Genomic DNA, 24,891 nt, shown 5'->3' on the forward strand with positions numbered 1-24,891 from the left:
TACGGGAAAGACGCTCTTTGGTCGCCCAGTTATTTCGTCTCTTCTGTAGGAGGTGCGCCACTGGAAGTTCTTAAGTCTTATATCAAAGATCAGGAAAAGCCGTCGTAAAACGACGGGGTTTTAACCCAAATTTTCGATAAGTCTTCCTTCTCCAGAACCTTGATAATTTCAGCAGCAAGCAGTGCTTTCGCTTGTCGCACGTCCGCATCTACATCGCCAAAATCGCGGTACACATTACCGCTACCTTGTACCAGTTCAAATTGTTCTTCACTCATGAGAGTTCCTCCTTCAATCCCTTGAGCCGTGCTTTGATAACTGATACCACCTGTCAAGCCCCATTATATCTGTTGAAGTTTTTGCTTGTGTCAATCGAAGCGGCGATCGCCTTATAATATCTAGTAGCCATTTTGGGGATTTGGTGCGTTACTGCGGCGAAAAAACCCGATCCCTCCTCCCCAAAGACGTAGAAGAGAGCGGCTACTCCGAGAGAGCGGTATCCATCGTCTCAGTCTTGAGTGGAATGTACCGTCATTCCCATCGGATGGTGGTTTGTACGATGTCCGACTTATTTGGGGTGAAGATGTCTCTGGGGACAGTCAATCGTCTGAGAAAGGAAGGAAGTGAGGCACTATCAGCCCTCTGTGGCGGAAGCCGAAGCCTACATCCAAGCCGCGCCGATAGTGGGGGCCGACGAGACGGGTTTTGCACAAGGAAATGCCGATGGACAAAATCCTCAGTCCAAGAGAGCTTGGTTGTGGGTAGCCGTCACCCCGTCGGTCAGCTTCTTTCAAGTCATGCTGTCGCGCTCTAGTGCAGCGGCTCAAGCAGGGAATGAGATTTGGGTGGTAGCAGGGAATCATAAAATTTTGCTATTATCTTGAATATTTTAGGAAAATTCTGTGTTACGATAGTCCGTTGGTTATCCCGTTTTCAAGTTGATTGAGGTAGAACAGTTATGAAATTAACTACTCTTTTTTCAATTTTTATCCTATCTTGTGTTAGTTTAGCTAATCCTAGCCGTGCAGAAAATCCTGATCATGTTAAGAAACTTAAGTAAACCAAACAATGCCCAGGATGTGATTTGAGTGGTGCGGATTTGAGGGGATTAAATCTAAGACAAGCCAATTTACAAGGTGCGGATTTGAGTGGTGTTAATCTAAGCGGTTCTGATTTGACAAAAGCCAATCTAAGTAATGCAATTTTGACGGGATCTAACTTGGGTGGTGCCAAGTTGATAGGGGCAAATCTATCTAGCGCAAGACTTAACAGTTCTTATATGGGCGAGACAAAATTAATGGATGCCAATTTAAAGGTAGCAAGTTTGATAAATGCTGATATAGGCCAGGCTAATTTTACAGGTGCCGATGTTACAGGTGCTAATTTTAATGGTGTAAGATGTCATACTTGGACAACTTACACAGGGCTAGATGGAAGCACAAGTACAGCATGGTGTAAATAACTAACACTATCCTTTAGATTCAGTACAGCTTCGGTAAATTTTATGATGCAACTCGAAGACTATTTTAACTTTCTAACCCCTAATGACATTCGCTTAAAAGGAACGCGAATTGGTATTGAAACCATTCTCTATGACTATATTTATCATGCCAAAACACCTGAAGAAATTGCTAAAACTTACTCATCTTTGAGCTTAGAACAAGTTTATGCAACAATTCTGTACTATTTGCATGAGCAAGAAAAAATAACCAATTATTTAACCGAATGGATTGAACATGGAGAAAGAATGAGAGAAATACAAAAACAAAATCCTCCTCCTGTTGCAGAAAAATTGAGAAAATTAAGGGAACAAAGAAAAGCAATCAAACAAGCAAATGAGTCTGAAATATCTCTTAGATGAAAATGTTGATCCTCTCTATACGACTCAACTAAGAAGACTCAAGCCTGATTTAGTTATTAGAGTTATTGGAGAACCTGTTACACCAGATAAAGGAACATTAGACCCTGAAATTCTCTGCCGGTGTGAAGAAAATAATTTTATTCTGGTAACAAATAATCGGACTTCTATGCCCGTACATTTAGCAGATCATCTACAAAATCATCGTCATATTCCAGGTATTTTTATTCTGAATCCTAATTTGAGTATTGGGGAAAATATAGATGAGTTAATTCTGGCGGCTGAAGCTTCATTTGATAATGAGTATCAAGACCGAATTGATTATCTTCCTTTACCTTGAATCTGTTTGACTTAAGCATAATATAATTTATCACCATCAACGATCTTCATTATTTTGCCGTTGTTGTTCTTCCCAATCGCGCTGTTCTTGTTCTTTCCACTGGCGATATCGTTCTTCTGCTTCTACACGATCACGATGACGCGCCTCTGCGTGACCCGCTTGAGGAATTGTATCTTTCTGCTCCCCTGATGTGCTTGAAGATCCTCCAGCTATTGCACAAGCGATAAAACCAATGACTCCCAATATGAAATTGATGAAATTATCACCAGTCAATAGCCAATTTACAAACCAAAAAGTGATAAAAATAAAGAAAAATAGACGAAAAAACACACTTCTCATGGCTCTTCCTTTTTCTTGAGCAATGAACTCAGCCGCTAAAGTGCCAGTTAAAAATCCAGATAGCAAGTGAGAAATTTGTTGCCCATATATAAAAACAAAAACTAAAAAAATTGAAAGGTAAACATATAAAAAATTGACCAGAAAGCCATCCTTATCATAATTTGGATCAAAATTACTCTGACCTCCTAACGCTAAAAATCCTAGATAGCCAAAAATCAGGCTACTCAACCCAATCTGAGGAGTGTTAGTCGGGGCGAAGATCCAAATCCCCAATCCTCCAACAATCATAGTGATGATAGTAACAATCCAAAAATCACGTATTTTTAATCGCATCACCAACCAGCTACAAATAACAAACCCTATAGTACCGACAATAAGATCTTTGAAACCACCATGTAAAAACGGGGCGAATAAAATCCCTCTTAACCCAAAAGGCCAAGAACGAGGAATAATGCCATATTGATTTAATTGATGATCAAAAACAAATTGGTCTAAAATTTCTACAATCCAGAAAATAGCGACAAAAACACCTATAATCGTCATTTTTGTCTTTAAGTGACCAGTCATGAGATGATTAGTTCTTCTTGCCATATACTTTTTGAGGGAGAAAACTCTAGTCATTCCCCATTATAGTTCAGACACTGAGCCAGACAACATTAACTTGCACCATCAATACTCCTGTAGGCACAATTACCGCCACCGATGCCGATAATAACCCCTTAACCTACAGTGCGATCGCTGATCTTGTAGGTTGGGCCCGTTGTGGGTAAACAATAAATATATTTTCGTAACAGAAAGCTCATGATTCATGGATGATAAGCCGTAATAACCAGACTTCTATCGTCACCATAAATTGCTTCAACACGACGAAAACTAGAATGATTCCACCAGACTTTAATTCTATTTCCCTTGGCTGGAGCAGACCCAACAACGGCATAACCAGCATTGAACATCAATTGTTCAAAAACTTCTGCTGGCATTGTTTTAGATGAAATGGGAGAAAGACCATCAATTTGATGCTTATCGAGGGTCATAACTCCCTTTATAGGTTGTAAAAATTTGATAACCGGGTAAAACTAAGCTGATACCCGCAAAACTATGTATTGTTCCTGGATAACTTTCTTCTGCATCACTACCCCCCAATCGCCAACAAAAAGAACCCAACCAAATATAAAAGCCTGGAATCAGTGCGTCCATCGAATAGGCAATATGCTTTAACTGAGGGTTAACTTCGTTTGATGATCCCTTTTTTTGGGAAACTTTTATTTTCATTTATTTTCATTATTTTAAACTTATAATCGTTTAAGAACTATACCATATTTTTATTAGCATTGACGATGACAATTATCACAATTCCACACTTAAACCCTTTGGTACGATCGCTGATATGGTAGGTTGGGTTGAGGAAGGAAACCCAACGCTAATCAAAGATATTTGAAGGCCTTATTATCTTCAACCGTCCCATCGAACTAAGACTGTCCAAGCTTAAAGATGGCTTTTAGTTGTCAGCTAAATTTTTTGACCAATTTCGTCAAATTGCTTCAAGAGATTTGATTGCGAACGCCACTGAAAGCAGCGTATGCGATCGCTATAGCATCTACAGCATCATTAATGGGCATTTTTGTCAATCCGAATAAATACTTAATTTGTTCAGCCACCTCAGCTTTAGTGGCTTTACCATGGCCGAGATGACATTTCCAACTAGCTTGATGGAGGAAAATCGGTTCAATTCCCCCATCGCGACAGCTAACCAGATTGATAATTCCCAATGCTTGCAGGACTCCACCGGCTGCCTTGATTTGCCGGTTAAAAAAGGGCATTTCTACGGCAATTTCCCCCGGTTTATATTCTGCGATTAACTCCTTTAAATCCCGTTCAATTTCGATCAAACGCTGGGCAGTAGAAAGATTTTTAGAAGTTTCGATCGTGCCGTAATCGACTAAAATCGGCATTAACTCACTATTATCCCGGAGAATAGCCCAACCGACAATCGCTAATCCGGGGTCGATACCCAACCAAGTAGTCATAGATTAAGCCAAAAAATCTTGGACGATTTGGAGGATTCTTTGGGATGCTTGTCCATCTCCAAAAGGATTAATTGCATTAGCCATACGATCATAGGCGATTTTATCCCCTAATAATTCTCCCGCTTGTGCTAAAATTTGCTCTGGATTAGTACCAATTAATTTCGCTGTTCCCGCTTGTACTGCTTCCGGTCTTTCCGTGGTTTCTCGCAATACTAAAACTGGTTTTCCTAAACTAGGGGCTTCTTCTTGAATGCCGCCGGAATCAGTTAATAATAAATAACAGCGTTGAATCGCCCCCACTAACTCGGCATAATCGAGAGGTTCAGTTAAAAATACCCTGGGATGATTGCCCAAAGCGGACTTTATTGGTTCTCGGACGGTGGGATTGCGATGGAGGGGTAATAATAGGGCTGTATCGGCATATTTTTCTAATAACAAAGTGAATCCTTTGATAATATCCTGTAAGGGTTCGCCCCAATTTTCCCGGCGGTGAACCGTAGCTAATAAAACCCGATAATCTGACCAATTTAAGCCCGCAATTTGACATTCTGGGGCGGTTTTGGCTACGGTTAATAAAGCATCAATAACTGTATTACCGGTGTGGTGAATATTTCCTGTCACCCCGGATTTTTGTAAATTTTCCACGGCTAAAGTAGTGGGAGCAAAATGTAGGTTAGTCAGTTGAGAAATTAGGCGACGATTAGCTTCTTCGGGATAGGGATTATAGATATCATTAGTTCTTAATCCTGCTTCCACATGGGCGATAGGAATTTGTTGATAAAAAGCCGCTAAAGCAGCAGCAAAAGCAGTAGTAGTATCACCTTGCACAATAATTAAATCTGGTTTTATGCGCTCAAAAACTGTTTCTAAACCCCGTAAACTGCGGCAAGTAATATCAGTTAAAGTTTGACGAGTTTGCATAATATCCAGATTTTCATCTGCTTTTAAAGCAAATAATTCCATCACCTGCGCTACCATTTCTTTATGCTGTCCCGTCAGAATAACATGGGTTTGAAACTGTTCCGATTCTTGAAAAGCACGAATAACGGGAGCTAATTTAATCGCTTCGGGACGAGTTCCAAGAGTAATACAAATTGATTTCAACATATTATTATCAGTTATCAGTTATCAGTTATCAGTTATCAGATGTGAGTTTTCAGTTCACTGATTACTGTTCACTGAAAATCGCTTGAATTGTGCTGTTTTGTCATTTTTCACTCGTTTGTGGTTGTTGAACGATAAATTGGGGATAGAGTTGCATTTGCTTAGGATTTAAAGGTCGAGAGATGGTCAAAACTTTTTGTTTAGCTAACTCTTGAGTCATGGTATCTAAAGTTTGAGCGATACGCAAATTATATTCTAATTGTTCCCCGGAAGAAAGCAGATTACTTAAGCCATCGATTAAACGTCTTAAATTCTCGCGGAATTGGGGATCACCAATTAAATCATCGATATCGGAGGTGATTTTTTGAGTATTTTCAAAAGTCACCCTAGCGGATTCGAGAGTTTTTTGCAGTACGACAATTGTAGCAGGATCGTTAATAGTTTTAGTAATTTCTCGTAAATTATTCGATGTTTCCACCGCATTATTCAAAATAGTCTCGATATTTTGCATGACTTGTTTAGTATCAATTTCATCTAAACCTGCATTCAACCTCAGGGCGGTATTATTGAGATTATTAGCGAGACTACCAATACCTAAACTAGCTTTATTAATATTACCGAGAGTATCAACAATTTGTCCGCGATTTTCGCTGAGAACAGCATTGAGATTAGCGACCAATTGGGAAGATTGTTGAAAAGTCCTGCTGATTTGACTGCGATTTTCCTGAACGGTATTATCTAAAGTATTGACAAAACGGGAGGCATTATTAGCCGTATTAGTGACCGAGCGACTGGTGGTAGCTAATTCCAAAGATAGACGAGAGATTTCTCTTTGGGCATTACGGATAGTCTGGGAGGTATCATCGGATAAACGGGCGATTTTTTGAGCTGCTATAGCGGTATTTTTGGTGACATCATTGAGATTACCCACAAATTCAGGACTGGTAAAAGTATCCACTAAACGACCAACACTAGACATTAATTGTGTTCCTGTTGTCCCCTGTAAACGAGTATTATTACAGAGAATTAACTGTTGATCACAGTCGGGAGCCAGAGGGTCGAGATTTTTGGCCTCAGCACTTAAAGAAACTAAGGGAGTGATATCGATGGCTGCCTCCCCAATTAATCCGGAAAGATTGGTAGTAACAGTTACCTTCCTAGGCATAACTAAAGTAGCAGAAGCGATTTCGGCAATAACTTCCACTTGATTGCTTCCCGGGATAAAACTCGTAATTCTTCCCACTCTCACCCCGCGAAAACGCACCGGCGCCCCGACTTGTAACCCTTCCACGTCGGCAAACTCGAAGATTAATTGATAGGTTCTTTGACCAAATCCCCCCCCGCGAACCCAGATAGCGAGCGCCCCAAAGACCAATAATCCGCCTAGAGCAAACAAACCTAGTCTTCCTTCCCGTAAAGCTCGCGAACTCTGCATGATTTTTCTCTCATTCTCGATAGTTCTTAATTTAGCTTAATCTAGCTTAAACGATTGTCCTAATCGGGCCTTCAATGCTGGCGCTAAAAAATTGCCGGATCATGGGATGATCGGTACGATCGATATCTGCCACTAATCCCTGCCATTGCACTTTTCCCTGATAGAGAAATACTACTCGATCGGCGGTGCGTCGGATGGTACTTTGTTGGTGAGAAACCATCACATAAGTGTTCGCAGACCCTGATTTTTCATGGAGAGTCCGCACTAGATCCTCGATAATTGTGGAAGCTATCGGGTCTAATCCGGCGGTAGGTTCATCATACAGCAGTAATTCAGGATTATCAGCCGGATTATCGGGATTAGTGATAATAGCGCGGGCAAAAGCCACCCGTTTACGCATTCCCCCCGATAGTTCCGAAGGATAAAGGTCACTAATTCCCTGTAAACCGACCATTTCCAGGCTTTTTTCCACTAATTCCCTAATTATGGCTTTTTTTAAATTAGTTTGTTCATAAAGATAAAAACCGACATTTTCCCCGACGGTGAGAGAATCAAACAGGGCCGTTTGTTGAAAAACTAAGGAAGTTCGCATCGCTTCTCGACCATCTTCTAGCAATCCCTGACGCAATTGACCTTTAATACGAATTTCTCCAGCATTTATCCCCGTTAATCCCGCAATTAACCGTAAAACCGTTGATTTTCCCGTTCCCGACGGCCCGATAATTACCAGGGCCTCCCCTCGATAAATGGTTAAATCTAAACCGTCGAGAATAACATTATCCCCGAATCTTTTCGATACTCCTCTCAATTCAATTAACGGTTCTTTCATCGTCGCTTAATTATCTTATAATCTCGGGAATTTTAGGGAGATGGGGAAGTGGGGTGTGGGGAAGTGGGGAAGTGGGGAAGTGGGGTGTGGGGTGTGGGGAGAATAAAGCTGTCTCCTATCTCCTGTCTCCTGTCTCCTGTCTCCTGTCTCCTGTCTCGGAGTCTCCTGTCTCCCGACTCCTGAATACTGACTCGATTCTGGCTGCTATAGTAGAAAAGCACCCATTGCTGACGATATCTGAGGTAGATTGCCGTGACTATTGCTTTAGACCAACTGCTTACCCCCGACATTTTTCGACCAGCGCGTTATTTGGGCAACGAGTTAGGCGCTAAACATAAAGAATGGGCAAGTGCTGTGGTTCGTTGGGTGTTAACCTATCCGGAAGTGTACGAAGTGGGGGCATCTAACCTCGGCCATATTATCCTCTACAATATCCTCAATGCTCAACCCCGCCAACTCTGCGATCGCACTTATTTACCCGCACCGGATTTAGCCCAAAAACTCAAACAGACAAAAACCCCCTTATTTGCCCTAGAATCCCGTCGTTGCCTCACAGATTTTGATATTCTGGGTTTTAGTCTCAGTTATGAGCTAGGAGCCACCAATATTTTAGAAATGCTCGACCTAGCGGCAATTCCCTTGACTTGGAGAGCAAGAGACTCGGGTAACTATCCGCTAATTTTTGCCGGGGGACAAACTGCCACCTCTAACCCCGAACCCTATGCCGACTTTTTTGATTTTATCGCCCTTGGTGATGGCGAAGAATTATTGCCAGAAATCGGTTTAATTTTAGAAGAAGGTAAACTAGCTAATCTAAGCAAAGAAGAACTATTACTAGATTTAGCCCAAATTCCGGGGGTATATGTGCCGCGTTTCTACGATGTCACCCCAATCGGTGCAGTTATCCCCAATCGTGACGATGTACCGCCAAGAATTTTACGCCGGGTAGCGACTCCTATCCCAGCCTATTCTATCGGTTTAGTTCCCTTCGTGGAAACGGTTCACGATCGCCTGGTGGTGGAAATTCGTCGCGGTTGCACTAGGGGATGTCGTTTCTGTCAACCGGGGATGTTAACCCGTCCTGCGCGGGATGTGCAACCGGAAGCAGTAATCGAATCGATTGAAAAAGGAATGCGAGCGACGGGATATAACGAATTTTCCTTATTATCTCTCAGTTGCTCCGATTATCTAGCTTTACCTGCCGTGGGTATGGAGATTAAAAACCGTCTCCAGAATGAGAATATATCTCTATCGTTACCCAGTCAAAGAGTTGATCGCTTTGATGAAAATATTGCTAACATAATTGGGGGCAATCGTCAATCGGGTTTAACCTTTGCACCGGAAGCGGGAACCCAACGAATGCGCGATGTGATTAACAAAGGGTTAACCAACGAAGAATTACTCAGAGGGATAAAAACTGCTGTCGAACAGGGTTGGGATAAGGTCAAACTCTATTTTATGATTGGTTTGCCAGGGGAAACCGATGTCGATGTCATCGGTATCGCGGAAACCCTGCGTTGGTTGCGTCGGGAATGTCGTTTACCGAAGCGGAAACCCCTCGATTTTACCCTAACTATCTCTAATTTTACGCCTAAACCCCATACCCCCTTCCAGTGGCATTCCGTCTCGACGGCCGAATTTATCCGCAAACAGGAGTTATTAAGACAGGAATTCCAAGGCATGAGAGGGGTAAAAGTCAATTATACCGATGTCCGCATCTCGGCCATGGAAGATTTTATCGGTCGCGGTGACAGAAGTTTAGGGAAAGTGGTACTGCGCGCTTGGCAATTGGGCGCCGGGATGGATGCTTGGTGGGATAATACGGAAAAAGCCTATCAAGCATGGTCACAGGCGATCGAAGAATCCGGTTTAACTTGGAAATATCGTCAGGTAGAACAGGGAGAATGGCATATTTTTGCCGATGCAGACAAAGATATTTTAGAGCGTCCTCTGCCCTGGGATCATCTGGATACTGGTATCGATAAAAAATGGTTACAGGAGGACTTAAAACGCGCCCTAGACGCGGCAACAGTCCCCGATTGTTCTTTTGAGGGTTGTTCCCATTGTGGCGTTTGTAGCGTCGATTTTGGTCATAATATCGTCATTGAAGCACCTCCGATTCCCGCTTTTGCCGGACATTTTCAACCCAATCAAGAACGCGCCCAAAGAATTCGGGTTTGGTTTGGCAAAATTGGCGAAATGGCCTTAGTTAGCCACTTGGATCTGGTGCGTTTATTTGATCGCGTCGTCCGTCGCGCTGCTATTCCCATTTCCTTTACCGGTGGATTTCACCCTGGTCCGCGCATTTCGATCGCCAATGCCTTATCCTTGGGAGCAACCAGTAGCGGTGAGATTGTCGATTTTGAATTGACAAAAGTGATCGATTTAGAGAGGTTTAAACAGCAGTTAACCGCACAATTACCCGCAGATTTGCCGGTTTATCAGGTGGAAGAAATTCCCTTAAATGCTCCTGCTGCCACCCGTTTGTTAGAAAAAGCTGCGTATTTGCTCACTTTTAACAGTGAGGGAATTGACTGCCAACAATGGCAAAATTGGATCGAGGCGATTAAGCAAGCAACGGTGATGGAACGGGAAAAAACCACCAAATCCGGCAAAAAAGTCACGATTAATCTGCGAGAACAATTATATGAATTAGAGTTAAAAACTGTTGACAAGGAAGCCGTTTTGTGCTATGTGGGCAGTTGTCGCAATGATGGCACTTTACTACAGCCCGATCATCTCGTCGAGATGTTAGAAAGGGTTTCTGGACAGGAAATTTCGCTGCTTAATTGCCATCGTCAGTGCTTGATTTTAGGAACTTAACCATCGTCAACTGTTCCCTTTATACTAACCCCAGAGAGTCAACTAATCTTGATCGACTAATTCTAAGCAATCATCAATCAAAGCTGGCCGATAATTTTGAACAACCATCGGTAAAAAAGCCCCTCTTAAACCCTTTTTTATTCTCTCGGCCGTTTGATCAAAAACCACAAATAAAGGATGAATTGTTTCTGCACCTTCACTGAACATATGTTGTTCTCTGGGGGGCATTAACCATTCATATTCTTTATCTAAACATATTTGTGTTTCGCGCCAGCGTTTCAACAAATCAGAAAAATCTTCCCCCGGACGATGGATAAAAATCAGGATTTCTGAACCTAATTTAATTTTCCATTCCGGATCACACATCAGAATAGCCAAATCACAAGCTAATTGTACCGTCTTTCTAGATTCCAGGGCAGAAGATGGACGAATTCTGACCAAGGGCAAGGGAATAGTAATTAAACTCTCTTCAGGACGACGCATACTAGGAATTAACTCTAAATAGGGGCGATATTGTCGCAATAATTCGATCGCCCCCTGACGACAGCTATATTCCGCTAATAAAGTTTCGTAAGACACAGATTCACCTAATCAAGTAAAAGGAGATGAAAATTCAAATCTTGCTGATTTCCAGCTACCGGCAATAGTCACTGATCACTGATCACTGATAAACTTATCCCAACGCATCGAAGATTTTAAACATGGGCAGGTACATAGACAGAAGAATAGTTCCCACCATCCCCGCAATACCAACCATCATCAAGGGTTCAATGATACTGGTTAAAGCTTTAACGGCCTGTTCCACCTCATCTTCGTAGAAATCCGCCACTTTCATCATCATGGCATCTAATTCTCCCGTTTCCTCGCCAATACTAATCATTTGAATTGCCAAAGGTGGGAAAACATTGGCTTTTTGTAGGGCCAAACTCATCATTCCCCCCTGCTGAATTTCCGCCTTGGCACCAGCGATCGCATTGGCAATTACCTTATTACCCACCGTATTACAAACGATGTCGAGGGAACTTAAAATCGGGACACCAGAACGCGTCAGAGTCCCAAAAACCCGGCAAAATCTAGCCACAGCCGATTTTTCATTCAAATCACCAAAAAGAGGCATTTTAAGGAAAAAGTGGTCAATTTGCAGACGACCCATCGGGGTTTTGTAATAGCGACGCAGTAAAAAAACCGTGGCAACAATGGTGACAATCGGAATTAAAATTAACCAACTACGCATCACACCACTTAAAAAGAGCATAAATTGCGTTAAGGCCGGTAGTGGCACGTTTAAATCGGTGAAAATTTTCGCAAACACGGGAATTAAAAAAATTGTCATCCCGAAAAACACAATGATCGCCAAAATTCCCACCGCTACCGGATAGGTCATCGCCGATTTAATCTGGTTTTTCAAGCGGGCCATATCTTCCAAAAGTTTCGAGAGACGGTTCAGCACTTCATCGAGTACCCCCCCCGTCTCTCCAGCTTCGACCATACTGACATAAAGTTCATCAAAACATTCGGGATGTTTGGCCATCGCTTCCGATAACGGACTCCCTTGCTGTACCTCAGCACTAATCGCTTGTAGAGCTTTTTTCATCTTGGGATTACCGCATTGATCCCCCAAAACTCCCAAACATCTCACAATCGCCACACCAGCATTAATCATCACCGAAAATTGACGGGAAAAAACCGCTTTATCTTTGATGGAAATGCTGGCAAACATCAACTCTAAACCGGAAAGATCGATCTCTCCCCCCACTTTTTTGACCTTACCGACGGCGGCATATTTCGCCTTCAGCATCGTCCGGGCCTGTTCGGGAGACATGGCCTCAACTTTCTCTTGGAAAACTTTTCCAGATCCGTTTTTAACTTGTGCGACAAAATTAGGCATAGGACAAATCAGTTATCAGTTATCAGTTATCAGTTATCAGTTATCAGATTGGAGTTTTAAGTGGGTAGATAGTGTTAAGTGAAAACTTCGGTACTTTCTTTTCACTGATTACTGGTTACTGTTCACTGATAACTGATAGGGGCTGACGAACGCTTAAAGGTTACTATTTGTTATTAAATCCGGGCTTTAGCGTTAGCGCCGGCCCCGGCGATAAGACGTTGTAATTCATCGGGTTTACCGCTTTTAGAAATGGCTTCTTCCAAAGAGACAACACCCCTAACAACTAAATTAGCTAATCCCTGTTCCATGGTTTGCATTCCTAACTTCATTCCCGTTTGAATTGCTGAATAGACTTGGGGGGCTTTTCCTTCCCGAATTAGGTTAGCGATCGCTGGAGTTACCACCATGATTTCCTGTACCATTGCCCGACCAAATTCCCCCGGTTTAGGATTTTTTTTCTTGACTAGGTTTTGACTAAAAACTGCTAGTAAAGAATTGGATAACATGGCGCGAATTTGTGCCTGTTGGTTAGCAGGAAAAACGTCAATAATCCGATCCACTGTTCCCGCTGCCGAGCTAGTGTGTAGGGTTCCGAAGACTAAGTGACCGGTTTCTGCCGCCGTGATTGCCAAACTAATTGTTTCTAAATCCCGCATTTCTCCCACAAGGATAATATCAGGATCTTCTCGTAAAGATGCTCTTAAAGCGTTAGCAAAACTCTTGGTATCTTCTCCTTTTTGTCGTTGGTGAAACAGACTTTTTATATTAGGAAAAACGTATTCAATTGGGTCTTCTACAGTTAAAATATGTTCAGACCTAGTCCGATTAATTAAGTCTAAAATTGCCGCTAAAGTGGTAGTTTTACCTGAACCTGTTTGGCCAGTTACGAGAATTAATCCCCTCGGTCTTTCCGATAACTCCCGTACTACTCTAGGTAAATTTAATTGTTCAAAGTTAGGAATTTTAGAGGACAAAGCCCGTAAACAAGCTGCATAAGCCCCCCTTTCTTTATAAACATTGACCCTAAATCTTGCTAATCCTTTCACCCCGTAGGAACAGTCTAATTCCCAATTCTGCTCTAACTCTTTTCTTTGGGTATTATTGAGCATACTAAAAATCAATTTCTGACAATCTTGCGGGGTTAAAGATTCTTCATTAATCGGGGACAGTTTGCCACTAATGCGAAAATAGACCGGCGCCCCAGACTGAATGTGCATATCGGAACCGCCCATCTCGACCAATTGTTCCATTAAATCTTCGATCATTAATTCCATAAGTTAAACCCCATCTATAAGGCAAAAAGTGAAAAGGAGATAGGAGTCAGGAGCCGGTCTTCAGGAGACAAATTCATAATACTTTTGCCGGTTCCGGAGTTCCCTGATAACTGATAACTGAAAAACTGTCTTAATCACTAAATCGTGGTGTCATACAATAGGGACAATCGAGCCATTCTGATTGTAGTTCGGCGCGACAACCACGACAGATTAAACCGCTTTTCCGTTTGGCTTTTAGTTCCGATTCCAGACCAGAATCGGTAAATGTCACCCGTTCCACTTCTTCGAGGGTGGTGTAACCCTCGCGCACCAGATTTAAACTGTAGGCTAGGAGTGTCACCATGCCCTCATCGACGGCCGCCTCCTTAATGCGATCAGTGGTTGCCCCTTGGTTAATTAACTGCTGCAGTCGTTCACTATTTTGCATTACCTCATAGACCCCGACGCGACCTTTATAACCGCTGCCACCACATTTGGGACAAAGATTACCCTGTTTTCGCGCCTGTTGAATTTCCTCTAGGGTTAGGGTATTAGCCTTATAAAAGGTCACTTCCCGTTCATTGGCGGCGGCAAGACCAAAACGGGCTAATTCCTCTTGACTGGGGTGATAGGCGACTCGACACTGGCTACAGACGCGCCGCACGAGACGCTGGGCCAAGACTCCCAAGAGAGAACCGGAAATCATAAACGGTTCAACCCCCATCTCATCGAGACGAGCGATCGCACCTGCGGCATCGTTGGTGTGTAGGGTAGTTAAGACCAAGTGACCAGTTAAGGCCGCCTCGATCGCTGTTTTGGCCGTTTCCTTGTCCCTAGTTTCTCCCACCAGAATCACATCCGGGTCTTGTCGCATGAAAGCCCGGAGAATCGAGGCGAAATCCATGCCTTTTTCGCGAATTACCTGTACCTGGGTGATGCCTGGTAGAGAATATTCGATCGGGTCTTCGGCTGTACTAATATTAACTCCGGGGTGATTTCTTTCGGCTAAAACCGAGTATAAACTGGTGGATTTCCCCGAACCGGTGGGACCTGTAACCAGCAACAGACCAAAGGGACGACTAGCCATATCTCGGACGATTTGCAGGGTCTTTTGGTCGGTGATTAGTTTATCTAAACCCAACTGGGTAGCCGAGTTGTCGAGAATCCGTAAACAGACTTTTTCCCCGTAGCGACTGGGTAGGGTATTAACCCGAAAATCCACTTTCCGCCCTTGATATATCCGCCGAATTTTACCATCTTGGGGAAGACGACGTTCAGCGATATCGAGATCGGCCATGATTTTAAAACGGGCTGTAACCGCTGGGGTAATTTTTTTCGGCAGTGGATCAAAAGCTTGATGAAGAACTCCATCTTTGCGAAAGCGAATTTTCAGGAATTCTTCTTGGGGTTCGATGTGAATATCGGAGGCCCATTCCTGTAGGGCTTTAGCTAGAATTTTATTGACGAGGTTGATGACGGGGGCTTGATTAGCGTCCCCTTCTCCGAGATCATCGGCCGCTTCATCGTTAGCACCCCCGGAGGCCACTTCAATATTGCCGACAATATCGGTGAGATCCGAGAGTTTTTCCAGTTCTTTTTCTTTTTGCAGTCGGGCTTTTTCCTGTTCTAGCTCCGATTGAGCCGAGTGGAATCTTTCCAGTAATCTTTCATAATCTTCGCTGGTAATCACCAAACGCTGTAAACCTAACTCCCTGGGGCGGAGGATACGATTGATATCGTCGGAAGCCTCGAGGTTGTCGGGATCGACCATGGCTATCAAAATCGCAGCTGGCTCTCCTTCGATCTTTCGCAGGGGGATGAGACGATAGCGACGACAAAGATCGATCGGAATCAAAGAATCGATCAATCGGGCTATTTCCAGTCCATCCACATCGGTTAATTCGGGGTCGAGCGATTCGACTCCGTAGAGAATTTTTAATTCAAATAACTGATTTTTCTTGTACTGTCGCTGTAAATCCGGGGGCAAAGGGCGCCCGGTTAGTTGTTGTAATATTTCTACTAGCGATCGTCCCGATTTCCGTGTTTCCACTAGGGCCTGTTGCATCTGGTCGGCACCGATATATCCCGACTGCACCAACTTGTTACCAAAGGGCGAAAAGTAATTGCGTAGGGCAACGGCACGGGTTTTCTTGGAAGAAAATGTCATAGACGATTCTTAACCTCTCCACTACCCTTAAATGTTCCCAGTTTTACTGAGAAAATTGCATTCTAGCAAAAATTTTTCTAGATTACCGATTATCTATCGGGGTCGCTTAGGGACTTGCGTGGGAATAATATCCCAATCGATCGGAGGGCGCAAGCTTTGCGCCCCTACAGTAACGGATTTTGTCCACAATGTAGGGGCGAACTGCGTTCGCCCAAAAGGTACATTATCAAAGCGCAAGTCCCTTATATCTAAGCTAAACGGCTTTTACTTCGGATCACCGATATAGACTCCAAAAGGGTTATAGCTGTTGGATCATGCAGGTTAAGCGCCGTTTAGCTTAGTTACGGATCTTGTCCACAAAATGTTACATTAAAGGTTAAACCTTGATTATTAGCTGGTACTTAAAGACCAAAATTAGCAGTAAGTGGTCATATATTGCCAAATTCCCCACTAAAATTGTATACTATGAGTGCAGAACCAAATACCTCAGCAATTTTCGACGAAAACCAAGAATCCTTTCCTAATTACCCCGAATCCCTTACAACCGAATCGGAAGCCACTGTCACCGATGAAGCCAAAACGGTGACGAACCAGGCAGCCTCTAGCGAGGAATTTTCCCTTCTAGGGGGAATGACTATCGATTTTCTACAAGAGGAAATCGACACTCTCAAACAGCAGTTAGAGGAACAAACCCAACAGGTTGATGCCTACAAGAAACGCTATATCACTCTAGCAGCCGAGTTCGACAATTTTCGCAAACGCACAGCCAAGGAAAAAGAGGAACTGGAAACAAAAATCAAGGGCAAAACCCTGATGGAAATTCTTGGCGTGGTGGATAATTTTGAGCGCGCCCGTACTCAAATTAAACCGGCTAATGATGGCGAGATGGGTATTCACAAGAGTTACCAAGGGGTCTATAAAATCTTAGTAGAGAGTCTCAAGCGTTTAGGTGTTTCCCCCATGCGTCCAGAAGGTCAACCCTTTGATCCCACCTACCACGAAGCGATGATGCGGGAGTACACCGATGAACATCCCGAAGGCACGGTGGTCGAGCAGTTAGTGCGAGGATACACTCTCGGAGAAGATGTTTTGCGTCATGCTTTGGTAAAAGTGGCCGCCCCCAAAGAGACAGATCCTAACGCTGCTCAGTCAGAAGCGACTGCCATCCCATCGCAGGAATCAGTCTAAAATCCCGATGGGGATTAAACTGGTTTGAGGGTTAGGTATTAGCCGGTAGGGTCCGTATTCCCCCGCTATCCCCTATCCCCCATCCCCGCTCAGAGACTTTTTCTCTCTTAACCGATTGATCTTTTAATTAAAAATGCTTCCATACCCAAGGCTTTTGCTCCTTGGTAATCCTCTTTTTTACTATCGCCAATATGCCAAGCTTGTGCGGGGGAACAATCATGTTTTTGCAGGGCGATTTGAAAAATTTCTGGATCGGGTTTAGCGACCCCTGCATGGGAAGAAATCGTGATCGATCGAAAAAAATATTCTAAGCCTAATTCGGCCAAAACTTGGTAGATACGACTATCAAAATTAGAAATAATGCCCAACTCGATCCCCTGAATCTGCCAGAGTCTTAAAGCGGGAATGACATCCTCGTACAGCACCCAAGGCTCGGCCGTGGCAAAATGATGATAAAGTTCGCCAAAAAAAGCCTCAAAATCGGGAAATCGTTCCAGATAACCTAAATTATTAAAAACTGCCCCAGTCAGCGATCGCCACCAGCGATACTCTAACTCGGGAATTTGTGCCGGTTCAACCTTAGGAAAAGCTAGGGGGGGAGAAGTGGGGAAAATAGCCAAGAAAGACTGTTCTAGACTCTCGGCCGCCACCTCTACCCCAAAATCAGCTGCTATTTGACTATAAATTGCTCCGACACTGCCTTTTACTCCAAAAAGAGTACCCACAGCATCGAGAAAAATAACTTGCGGTTTCTCCATGAGAGTTTTGTCTATAACGGTCTGACTGAGGTTTTTAGGGTCGGTCTTTTAGCTGGTCTAACACACCTAACAATTGCTTATTTTAAAGGATTATGGCGAGAATTCTCGGATCACTTGCCAAACCCTTAACACCTCTGCCACCGTCCATGCTTGGGCAAAAGCGCCCCTAGGGGTAAAAGGGGCATTACCATCGAAAATTTCGCTTAAATTACCGATACAGCTATCCCGAAGATGGTCGATCATCGGTGTTAAAAAACTCTCAGCTAGAATGGGATCGCGATAGACTTTCAGATGGGCCTCGATAAATGCCCCTAATAACCATCCCCAGACTGTCCCCTGATGGTAGGTACTATCTCTTTTTAAGCGATCGCCACTGTAAACGCCAAGGTAATCAGGATGATCGGCATCTAGCGATCGCAAACCGCGAGAAGTCAACAATTTTAAAGCACAAATATCGACAATAGCCCTTTTCTGTGCGGAATTTAATAACTCCTCCACCGACAAAGACACGGCAAAAAGTTGATTCGGTCGTAAACTGGCATCATTACCCTTGTCCGTATCCAAAACATCGTAACAATACCCCAGAGAATCATCCCAGAAGCGAGAGAACCCTTTTAGGTTCATTTTTCTCATTTTTTCGTAATCAGTGGCATCCATGCCCAAATAATGGGCAAATTGAACCATTATTTTGAGGGCATTGAACCAAAGGGCATTAATTTCTACGGGTTTGCCGATGCGGGGAGTAATCACCAGATCATCAACTTTGGCATCCATCCAAGTCAATTGTACTCCCGCTTCGCCGGCATAGATCAAACCATCGTCATCTAGGTGAATATTGTAGCGAGTGCCGCGACGAAACCAAGCGATCACTTCCTTTAAAGCGGGATAAATAGTTCTGAGAAACTCAAAATCTTGGCTTTGGTTAAAATAGGAACGAATGGCTTCAAAATACCAAAGAATAGCATCGACAGCGTTATATTCGGGCATTTCTCCCCCATCGGGCAGTAAATTCGGCAATAAACCCTGGTCTAGATAACGGGAAAAAGTTAGTAAAATCTGACGTGCGATCGCAGGTCTGCCTGTAGTCAAAGTTAATCCTCTTAGGGAGATCATCGTATCGCGACCCCAATCACCAAACCAAGGATAACCCGCGATTATCGTTTTGCCCTCCGGTTGATCCCGGAGAGGACGACTAACGATAAACTGGTCGGCAGCGAGGGTAAGTTGTTGAATCCATTCGGGCCGCTGGGGATTAATCAGACTATTTTCGTAGCGATAGCGAGACTCTAGAGAAGATTGACCGTCTAAATTCGGATCGGGACGGGTACTAGCGGCAATTGTCACCGATTCTCCCACTCTAAGAGTAGCCGAAAAACTAGCCCCATGGAGATGATTTTCCCGATCGATTAAACCACGATAACGTTCCACGGCCAAATCAAAGCGATAATACCAGATATGAGCGGGAAAAACCTCTCCCTGACTGATTAATAGATAAAAAGGTACAGCATGGTTATATGCAATCACTCTTACTCCTTTTTCCAGGGGACTAATAGCCATTTGCCAGTTAAAACCCTGGGTATTGCCGTGAAAATCACGATAATTGACAAAAGCAGTCAGATTGAGAGTTAGGGGAGAATTGCCGCGACGGTAGGTATAGTGAGTATAGGTGGTATTTTCTCCCTGTTCCATCCAAATGCGCTTTTCTAGTAAGGCATCCCCGCAGGTAAAAGTCCAGACGGGAATTGTGCCTTCCAGATGAAAACTTTCGATATTAATATAGCCTTGCGGTTCGATCGTAGCACCTAACCAGCGATTGCTGGCCAGATGATAAATTTTCTGGTTATATTGTACCGATTCATCGATTTTAGTCACAAGAAGCGTTCTTTGCGTCGGTGGAGCCAAAGCAGCGATCAAGAGGCCATGATAACAGCGAGTTAGCAATCCGGCCACAGTTCCCGCGGCAAAACCACCGATACCATTAGTGACTAACCATTCGCGCTTTTCAGCCACTGGGAGACAATTACAGATATCTCGACCAAAACGGAGCTTGACCATGGGCTTCCCAATTCCTAGTAATTTTGTTATAATTAAAAATTGTGTCTTTATATCTATAGACTAACTCTATCTTAAGGAGGAACATCGGCAGTGAGTAAACGTACTTTAGAAGGAACCACGCGCAAACAGAAGCGCACTTCCGGATTTAGAGCGAGAATGCGTAGCGTCAACGGACGCAAAGTGATTAAAGCTCGTCGGAAAAGAGGGCGCTATCGTTTAAGTGTTTAGGTTATTCTGGGAACCGACTAATTTTCGTGGGACTACCCCAAGTTCATCGCTTAAAACATCGACAGGATTTTCAAGCTGTCTATGGAAAAGGGAGGCGTTATCACGGTTCCCACTTAACCTTAATTAGTTTAGAGGATTCTTGCCCAGATCACCCTCTCCCCAGTCGTTTTGGTATCTCGATTAGCAAGAAAGTTAGTAAAAAAGCGGTGGTTCGTAATCGACTAAAACGGCAAATGCGAGCGGTAATTCGGCAGTTATTGCCAGAAATAGCGGCAGGATGGCGAGGGATAATCATTATCCGTCCCGAGGCGATCGAGTGCAATTATGAACATTTTTTGCGAGAATTAAAGCAGTTGTTAGTGAAGGCGAATATAATTCATGGGCATTAAAGAAGAAACTTTTTATGAAGGGGGTCCGCACATCGGCGACCTAATCATCAATATCCTGCTAGGATTTACGGTGATTTGTTTACCTTTGACCGTTGGGGCAGTGGTACGGGCAATCTGGTTAAGATATAAGATAACCGATCGGCGGATTTCAATCACCGGGGGTTGGATGGGACGAGATCGCACGGATATTATCTATTCAGAAGTGGCAAAAGTGGCAAAAATGCCGAGAGGAATTGGTATTTGGGGGGATATTGTCGTAACTCTCAAGGATAGAAGTCGTTTAGAAATGCGCGCGATGCCGAAATTCCGGGAAATTCATGACTATATTGCCGAAAGAGTCGCCGATAAAACCGGTCGTCCCCTAGAATCGATCATCAGTCAATAAAACAAAATAATCGATCGCCGAGATTCGATAAATTAGATTTGTTACAGTGCAACCCCATTAAACGAGAAGGCATAGATTAAACCCATGGATTTTGGAGTCGGATTTATTTCCACAAATATCATGTTGCCAATCCTAGATTTTTTCTTTCGGATTGTGCATAGTTACGGTTTCGCCATCATTGCTTTAACGCTGGTGGTGAGATTTGCCGTCTTTCCCCTCAGCGCCGGTCAGATTCGCAACATGAGAAAAATGCGAATCACTCAACCCTTAATGAAGGAAAGACAGACAGAAATTCAACAACGCTACAAAAATGACCCCCAAAAACAACAGGAGGAAATGGGCAAATTAATGCAGGAGTTGGGCAATCCCCTAGCGGGTTGTTTACCCCTGTTATTGCAAATGCCGATTCTTTTGGCCTTATTTGCCACTCTGCGGGGTTCCCCCTTCTCGGACATTAACTACACCGTCGATTTACAAGTGCTGCCAACCGAACAAATCGCCCTCGTGCAGCGCCAACCCTATGCCACCAAACCCCAAAACGTCTATATTGACGAATCTCTCCACTATCCCATCACCGCTTTTTTACCCCAAGGCAATAAAATCGCCCCAGGAGAACAGGTAAAAATCGACCTGCAAAACGACCAGGGCAAGTCTTTAAGCCAATTAGCCACGGAAGTACCCGAAAATAACCTAAAACCGACCTACGAGGTGGTTAAAGGTCAAGAACTCCTGCAAGTTAATGAAGACGGTTCCATCGTCGCTTTAGCCCCCGGAGATGCCAGTATTAAAGTTATCGTGCCGGGGATTGCCGCTAATACGGGTTTTCTCTTTATTGAGGCCCTGGGAAGAATTGGGGCAACCGGTCCGGATGGTGAAATTCACTGGGATATCTTGGCGATGGTGATCGCTTTCGGTATTAGTATCTATGTTAACCAAGAGTTATCCGGCGCCGGCGCGCCTTCGGGGGGGGCAGCCCAACAACAGCAAACGGTGAATAAAATCACCCCGATAATTTTTAGTATGATGTTCCTGTTTTTCCCCTTACCGGCGGGGGTATTGATGTATATCTTAACCGCGAACATCTTCCAAACTATTCAAACGGTGATTTTGATGCGGGAACCGTTACCGGAAAACCTGCAAAAATTGGTAGCGGAACAGGAAAAAACGGAAAAATCCCGCGATGCTCTCCCCTTTGAAAAACGTTCTAGCAAGAAAAAGGAAAAAACATCGTAATGAGTATATGGGAGCAAAATAGCGAGAAAGCTAAACAATGGCTGGAAAAACTGCTAAAGTTGATGGCCATGCCCGCAGATGTCCAGATTGGTGTGCAGGAATTGGGAACTGGACCTTCCTCCTGTTGGTTAATTATTGATAGCAGTCAATTGAGTCCCCAACAAGTGGAACTCCTCCTCGCTAACAAGGGTGAGGGACTGGATGCGATTCAATCCCTAGCTAATACGATTCTAAATATTGGTGTCGAGTCGGCAGAACATCAGTTCTATATTGTCGAAATCAATGGCTATCGTCAACAAAGACAGGCAGAACTTTTCGACTGGGTGAATCAAGCGGCGACGCAAGTGCGGCAAACAGGGCAGGAAATAGAATTAAAAGCCCTATCTTCGGCAGAACGTCGCCAAATTCATGCCTTTTTTCAGGAAGAAAACGATTTAACCACAGAAAGTCGCGGCGTGGAACCCGATCGCCGGTTAGTAATTCGTTTAAAATAAGACCAAAGGGTGGGGTAAAACCCGCCCTCTTGCATTTTTTCGCCTGTTTTTGCTCTAAAAGCTCTGCCAGCCAAATTTTTGTCATCGATTGACGTTGTTAATAGTGCGATTAACTCCTAATCCAGCTTTAAAAACCCGCTCCCTTGTCCCCACTTCCCACTTCCCACGAAAAACTTTTTGCCGCAAACCCTAGTTATAGTTAATAACTTAACTTCAGAGCATTTACAGGTACATCATCCCAAGATTCTACGGTTCTTAAAACTGCTACCCACCCCGCTTGTTTTTGTTCGTCCGTAAGACTGGTTAACCAACTTTGATGACAATCTTTTGCCGCTTGTTCGTCTTGACAGGCAATACAAGCTTGTACTAAACCGCAGGGGTCAATCTGTTCATTTACCCAAATAATCATAGTTAATAGCCCTACTTAACTTTATTATTATAATCCATCGATCGCCCACAGAGAAACTTTTGATATTCATAACCTGTTACATAATTGGAGGATAACTCTGAGAGTTGACAGTCCGATAGATCTATTGAAGAATGGAAATTAATTAGCCATAATTCAAAAGGGGGAGAATATGGCAGATTAAAATTTGGCTTTTGTTTTGGGTTGACTAAGAGAAACTTAGGGTTTTTGTCGGGAAATCTTTGGTTAAATTCCCAAGCAATTCCCATCATTTCTCCCACCTGCACCAAACTCCTATAGCTAGTGGCAATTACTAACGGATAACGGCTATTATTTTCGATGGTGGTAACTAATTTATCTGGGCGATAATACTTACGATAGCCTAAATTAAAAGTAACACTTAGGGAACTAACTAAAGCCATGATAATTACAATAATTACGATTTTTTGATGCTTCCTTTGCCAACAATTGTCTAATAAAATTGCCAGAATTAAAATTACCGAGGGAAAGTAAACAAAACTATATCTAGCTCCCCGGGTAATATCGACCGAGAGCAGATAGGTGATGACAAAGAAAATAGCAATTGAACTGAGAAAAAATGCCGAGAGAATGCCTAATTCTGGTTTATAGGAGTCTAGCCACGCTGTTTTTAATTGTGGGATAATCCAGAGAAAAAAACCGATCATTATTGCGCCAGAAATCAAGATAATTATTAAAGATTCTGATTCAACGGGGAGCAGAGAAAGCATGGTGATTAATGTTCCCATCAATTGAAAAAAGGGGCTAATTACTGCTAAAAAACTATCATTGTCTCTCTGAATCCAACCGGTCATCTGATTGCCATAATCTTTGGGTACAAAAGTGATAAACCAAATAATAATAAAGCTCAAGTTACCTAAAAAAACTAAACTTAAACGCCACCAATTAGTTATCCAAAAGTTTTTTTGTTTGATTTGATTGAATAAAATCCATAATAAAGTTATTGCTTCTGCGAGGATAGTTAAACTAAAAAAATAGTGGACTAATAACCCGAGACAGTTGACAATTAACCAGAAAAAAACCAAAGTAGGGGATATTCTCTGACGGTGGATAATTTGGACGCTTGCCCTAAGAAAACAGCCTAAAGATATGAGGACAAATACAACCGCTAAAGTATAATGGCGTGCTTCTTGGGAGATAAAAACCCCATAGGGAGAAACCGCCATTAAAATCGCCGCTATAAAAGCGATCGAGCCTGATTTAAAGACCAATTTACTGATAAAATAAATTAAAGGAATCGAAATAACTCCCCAAAATACTGCCAGCGATCGCATCCCTTCTAAAGATACATATTCTCCCCGATCAAAGAATAATTTATTCCAGAGATAGGCGAGAATAAAATATAAAGGTGGATGATTGTCCTCCTGAATAACTAATTTAATTACATCGCCAATAGTTGCCCGATCATTGCTCTGGAGAGGTGCGAATAAAGTGGTGAGGGAAATTATCTGATTTAACGGCACTATCTGGTAATTATTGCCAATACTAAAAACCATAGTGGCAAATTCATCCGTCCAGGGAGGTTTGCTTGTTAATTGTGTTAACCTAATAACCAGTCCCAAAATTATTACTAATCCTAACCAGCAAAAATCAGACCAAGCTAACCGCTCCTTGCTTCTTTGTTGTAGATCAGAAATGACTGTAGATAAATTCAAT

Annotated in this window: 27 protein-coding genes and 1 pseudogene; 12 read left to right on the forward strand and 16 right to left on the reverse strand. The window is 43.2% G+C overall.

Going from position 1 to position 24,891, the window contains the following annotated elements; translation table 11 throughout:
• Positions 1-108 (forward strand): transposase (locus IM456_RS11555; protein WP_287691290.1); only part of this gene is annotated, 108 nt, incomplete at its 5' end.
• Here the strand turns inward: IM456_RS11555 and IM456_RS11560 are convergent.
• Positions 90-275, reverse strand: coding sequence for a helix-turn-helix domain-containing protein (locus tag IM456_RS11560; RefSeq protein WP_261779590.1), 186 nt, complete (start codon positions 273-275; stop codon positions 90-92). The two genes, IM456_RS11555 and IM456_RS11560, sit on opposite strands and share 19 nt — an antisense overlap.
• A 345-nt stretch (positions 276-620) precedes the next feature.
• Here IM456_RS11560 and IM456_RS11565 point away from each other — a divergent pair, with 345 nt between their 5' ends.
• The 4 genes from IM456_RS11565 (at position 621) to IM456_RS11585 (ending at position 2,195) form a co-directional block, all read left to right on the forward strand.
• Entirely contained in the window at positions 621-881 is a 261-nt protein-coding gene (locus tag IM456_RS11565; RefSeq protein WP_190718171.1) for an IS66 family transposase, read from the forward strand.
• A gap of 200 nt (positions 882-1,081) precedes the next feature.
• Positions 1,082-1,459, forward strand: a complete 378-nt coding sequence (locus IM456_RS23335) for a pentapeptide repeat-containing protein (RefSeq protein WP_228009703.1) — start codon at positions 1,082-1,084, stop codon at positions 1,457-1,459.
• Between the two features lie 45 nt (positions 1,460-1,504).
• Entirely contained in the window at positions 1,505-1,858 is a 354-nt protein-coding gene (locus IM456_RS11580; protein ID WP_043997469.1) for a DUF433 domain-containing protein, read from the forward strand.
• Complete coding sequence (locus IM456_RS11585) at positions 1,833-2,195, forward strand: DUF5615 family PIN-like protein (RefSeq protein ID WP_287712777.1); 363 nt, start codon at positions 1,833-1,835, stop codon at positions 2,193-2,195. Before IM456_RS11580 ends, IM456_RS11585 begins: the two co-directional genes overlap by 26 nt.
• A 348-nt stretch (positions 2,196-2,543) precedes the next feature.
• Here the strand turns inward: IM456_RS11585 and IM456_RS11590 are convergent.
• The 7 genes and pseudogenes from IM456_RS11590 to IM456_RS11620 all read right to left on the reverse strand — a co-directional run.
• A pseudogene (locus IM456_RS11590) lies at positions 2,544-3,125 on the reverse strand (rhomboid family intramembrane serine protease); the annotation flags it as partial.
• 215 nt (positions 3,126-3,340) lie between these two features.
• Positions 3,341-3,568, reverse strand: coding sequence for a hypothetical protein (locus IM456_RS11595; protein ID WP_002778028.1), 228 nt, complete (start codon positions 3,566-3,568; stop codon positions 3,341-3,343).
• Positions 3,555-3,806 carry a hypothetical protein gene (locus tag IM456_RS11600; RefSeq protein WP_002778026.1) on the reverse strand — a complete coding sequence of 84 codons (252 nt, stop codon included), beginning with the start codon at positions 3,804-3,806 and terminating at the stop codon, positions 3,555-3,557. Before IM456_RS11600 ends, IM456_RS11595 begins: the two co-directional genes overlap by 14 nt.
• Positions 3,807-4,075: 269 nt before the next feature.
• The gene (locus IM456_RS11605) at positions 4,076-4,561 is read right to left on the reverse strand and encodes a crossover junction endodeoxyribonuclease RuvC (RefSeq protein ID WP_016514371.1); all 486 of its coding nucleotides are present in this window, start codon (positions 4,559-4,561) and stop codon (positions 4,076-4,078) included.
• 3 nt (positions 4,562-4,564) lie between these two features.
• Positions 4,565-5,668 carry a non-hydrolyzing UDP-N-acetylglucosamine 2-epimerase gene (wecB, locus tag IM456_RS11610; protein WP_287693240.1) on the reverse strand — a complete coding sequence of 368 codons (1,104 nt, stop codon included), beginning with the start codon at positions 5,666-5,668 and terminating at the stop codon, positions 4,565-4,567.
• A gap of 100 nt (positions 5,669-5,768) precedes the next feature.
• The gene (locus IM456_RS11615; protein ID WP_287693239.1) at positions 5,769-7,100 is read right to left on the reverse strand and encodes an MlaD family protein; all 1,332 of its coding nucleotides are present in this window, start codon (positions 7,098-7,100) and stop codon (positions 5,769-5,771) included.
• Between the two features lie 46 nt (positions 7,101-7,146).
• Positions 7,147-7,929, reverse strand: a complete 783-nt coding sequence (locus tag IM456_RS11620) for an ABC transporter ATP-binding protein (RefSeq protein ID WP_002739028.1) — start codon at positions 7,927-7,929, stop codon at positions 7,147-7,149.
• A gap of 252 nt (positions 7,930-8,181) precedes the next feature.
• On the opposite strand from IM456_RS11620, the gene IM456_RS11625 reads away from it, so the two are divergent.
• Positions 8,182-10,752: a TIGR03960 family B12-binding radical SAM protein gene (locus tag IM456_RS11625; protein ID WP_287693238.1), complete on the forward strand. Its 2,571-nt coding sequence runs from the start codon at positions 8,182-8,184 to the stop codon at positions 10,750-10,752.
• A 42-nt stretch (positions 10,753-10,794) separates the two neighbouring features.
• Here the strand turns inward: IM456_RS11625 and IM456_RS11630 are convergent, their stop codons facing one another.
• The 4 genes from IM456_RS11630 to IM456_RS11645 all read right to left on the reverse strand — a co-directional run bounded on the left by IM456_RS11630 (position 10,795) and on the right by IM456_RS11645 (position 16,060).
• On the reverse strand, positions 10,795-11,331 hold the full coding sequence (locus IM456_RS11630) for a hypothetical protein (RefSeq protein WP_149986480.1): 537 nt from the start codon (positions 11,329-11,331) through the stop codon (positions 10,795-10,797).
• Positions 11,332-11,425: 94 nt separating this feature from the next.
• Complete coding sequence (locus tag IM456_RS11635) at positions 11,426-12,640, reverse strand: type II secretion system F family protein (protein WP_149986478.1); 1,215 nt, start codon at positions 12,638-12,640, stop codon at positions 11,426-11,428.
• Positions 12,641-12,813: 173 nt separating this feature from the next.
• Positions 12,814-13,914: a type IV pilus twitching motility protein PilT gene (locus tag IM456_RS11640; RefSeq protein ID WP_002797770.1), complete on the reverse strand. Its 1,101-nt coding sequence runs from the start codon at positions 13,912-13,914 to the stop codon at positions 12,814-12,816.
• 130 nt (positions 13,915-14,044) lie between these two features.
• Positions 14,045-16,060 (reverse strand): GspE/PulE family protein, encoded by a 2,016-nt coding sequence (locus IM456_RS11645; protein WP_287693237.1) that lies wholly within the window; start codon positions 16,058-16,060, stop codon positions 14,045-14,047.
• A gap of 465 nt (positions 16,061-16,525) precedes the next feature.
• On the opposite strand from IM456_RS11645, the gene grpE reads away from it, so the two are divergent.
• Complete coding sequence (gene grpE, locus IM456_RS11650) at positions 16,526-17,248, forward strand: nucleotide exchange factor GrpE (RefSeq protein WP_149986474.1); 723 nt, start codon at positions 16,526-16,528, stop codon at positions 17,246-17,248.
• A 107-nt stretch (positions 17,249-17,355) separates the two neighbouring features.
• Here the strand turns inward: grpE and IM456_RS11655 are convergent, their stop codons facing one another.
• Positions 17,356-18,006: an HAD-IA family hydrolase gene (locus IM456_RS11655; protein WP_149986473.1), complete on the reverse strand. Its 651-nt coding sequence runs from the start codon at positions 18,004-18,006 to the stop codon at positions 17,356-17,358.
• Between the two features lie 90 nt (positions 18,007-18,096).
• Entirely contained in the window at positions 18,097-20,061 is a 1,965-nt protein-coding gene (locus tag IM456_RS11660) for an amylo-alpha-1,6-glucosidase (protein WP_149986471.1), read from the reverse strand.
• Positions 20,062-20,151: 90 nt separating this feature from the next.
• On the opposite strand from IM456_RS11660, the gene rpmH reads away from it, so the two are divergent.
• The 5 genes from rpmH (at position 20,152) to IM456_RS11685 (ending at position 22,790) form a co-directional block, all read left to right on the forward strand.
• Positions 20,152-20,289 (forward strand): 50S ribosomal protein L34, encoded by a 138-nt coding sequence (rpmH, locus tag IM456_RS11665; RefSeq protein WP_002739276.1) that lies wholly within the window; start codon positions 20,152-20,154, stop codon positions 20,287-20,289.
• A 26-nt stretch (positions 20,290-20,315) separates the two neighbouring features.
• The gene (rnpA, locus tag IM456_RS11670) at positions 20,316-20,678 is read left to right on the forward strand and encodes a ribonuclease P protein component (protein WP_149986469.1); all 363 of its coding nucleotides are present in this window, start codon (positions 20,316-20,318) and stop codon (positions 20,676-20,678) included.
• Positions 20,668-21,063: a PH domain-containing protein gene (locus tag IM456_RS11675; protein WP_002763099.1), complete on the forward strand. Its 396-nt coding sequence runs from the start codon at positions 20,668-20,670 to the stop codon at positions 21,061-21,063. Before rnpA ends, IM456_RS11675 begins: the two co-directional genes overlap by 11 nt.
• Positions 21,064-21,147: 84 nt before the next feature.
• Positions 21,148-22,296, forward strand: a complete 1,149-nt coding sequence (gene yidC, locus IM456_RS11680; RefSeq protein WP_149986468.1) for a membrane protein insertase YidC — start codon at positions 21,148-21,150, stop codon at positions 22,294-22,296.
• Positions 22,296-22,790 carry a Jag family protein gene (locus tag IM456_RS11685; protein WP_046661447.1) on the forward strand — a complete coding sequence of 165 codons (495 nt, stop codon included), beginning with the start codon at positions 22,296-22,298 and terminating at the stop codon, positions 22,788-22,790. Before yidC ends, IM456_RS11685 begins: the two co-directional genes overlap by 1 nt.
• 199 nt (positions 22,791-22,989) lie before the next feature.
• Here the strand turns inward: IM456_RS11685 and IM456_RS11690 are convergent, their stop codons facing one another.
• Both IM456_RS11690 and IM456_RS11695 read right to left on the reverse strand, forming a co-directional pair.
• Complete coding sequence (locus IM456_RS11690) at positions 22,990-23,199, reverse strand: hypothetical protein (RefSeq protein ID WP_002739214.1); 210 nt, start codon at positions 23,197-23,199, stop codon at positions 22,990-22,992.
• An 11-nt stretch (positions 23,200-23,210) separates the two neighbouring features.
• Positions 23,211-24,890: a glycosyltransferase family 39 protein gene (locus tag IM456_RS11695; RefSeq protein ID WP_287693236.1), complete on the reverse strand. Its 1,680-nt coding sequence runs from the start codon at positions 24,888-24,890 to the stop codon at positions 23,211-23,213.
• Position 24,891: the final 1 nt, after the last annotated feature.

This window comes from Microcystis sp. M079S1, from assembly GCF_020246425.1.
GTDB classification, from domain to species: Bacteria; Cyanobacteriota; Cyanobacteriia; order Cyanobacteriales; family Microcystaceae; genus Microcystis; species Microcystis aeruginosa.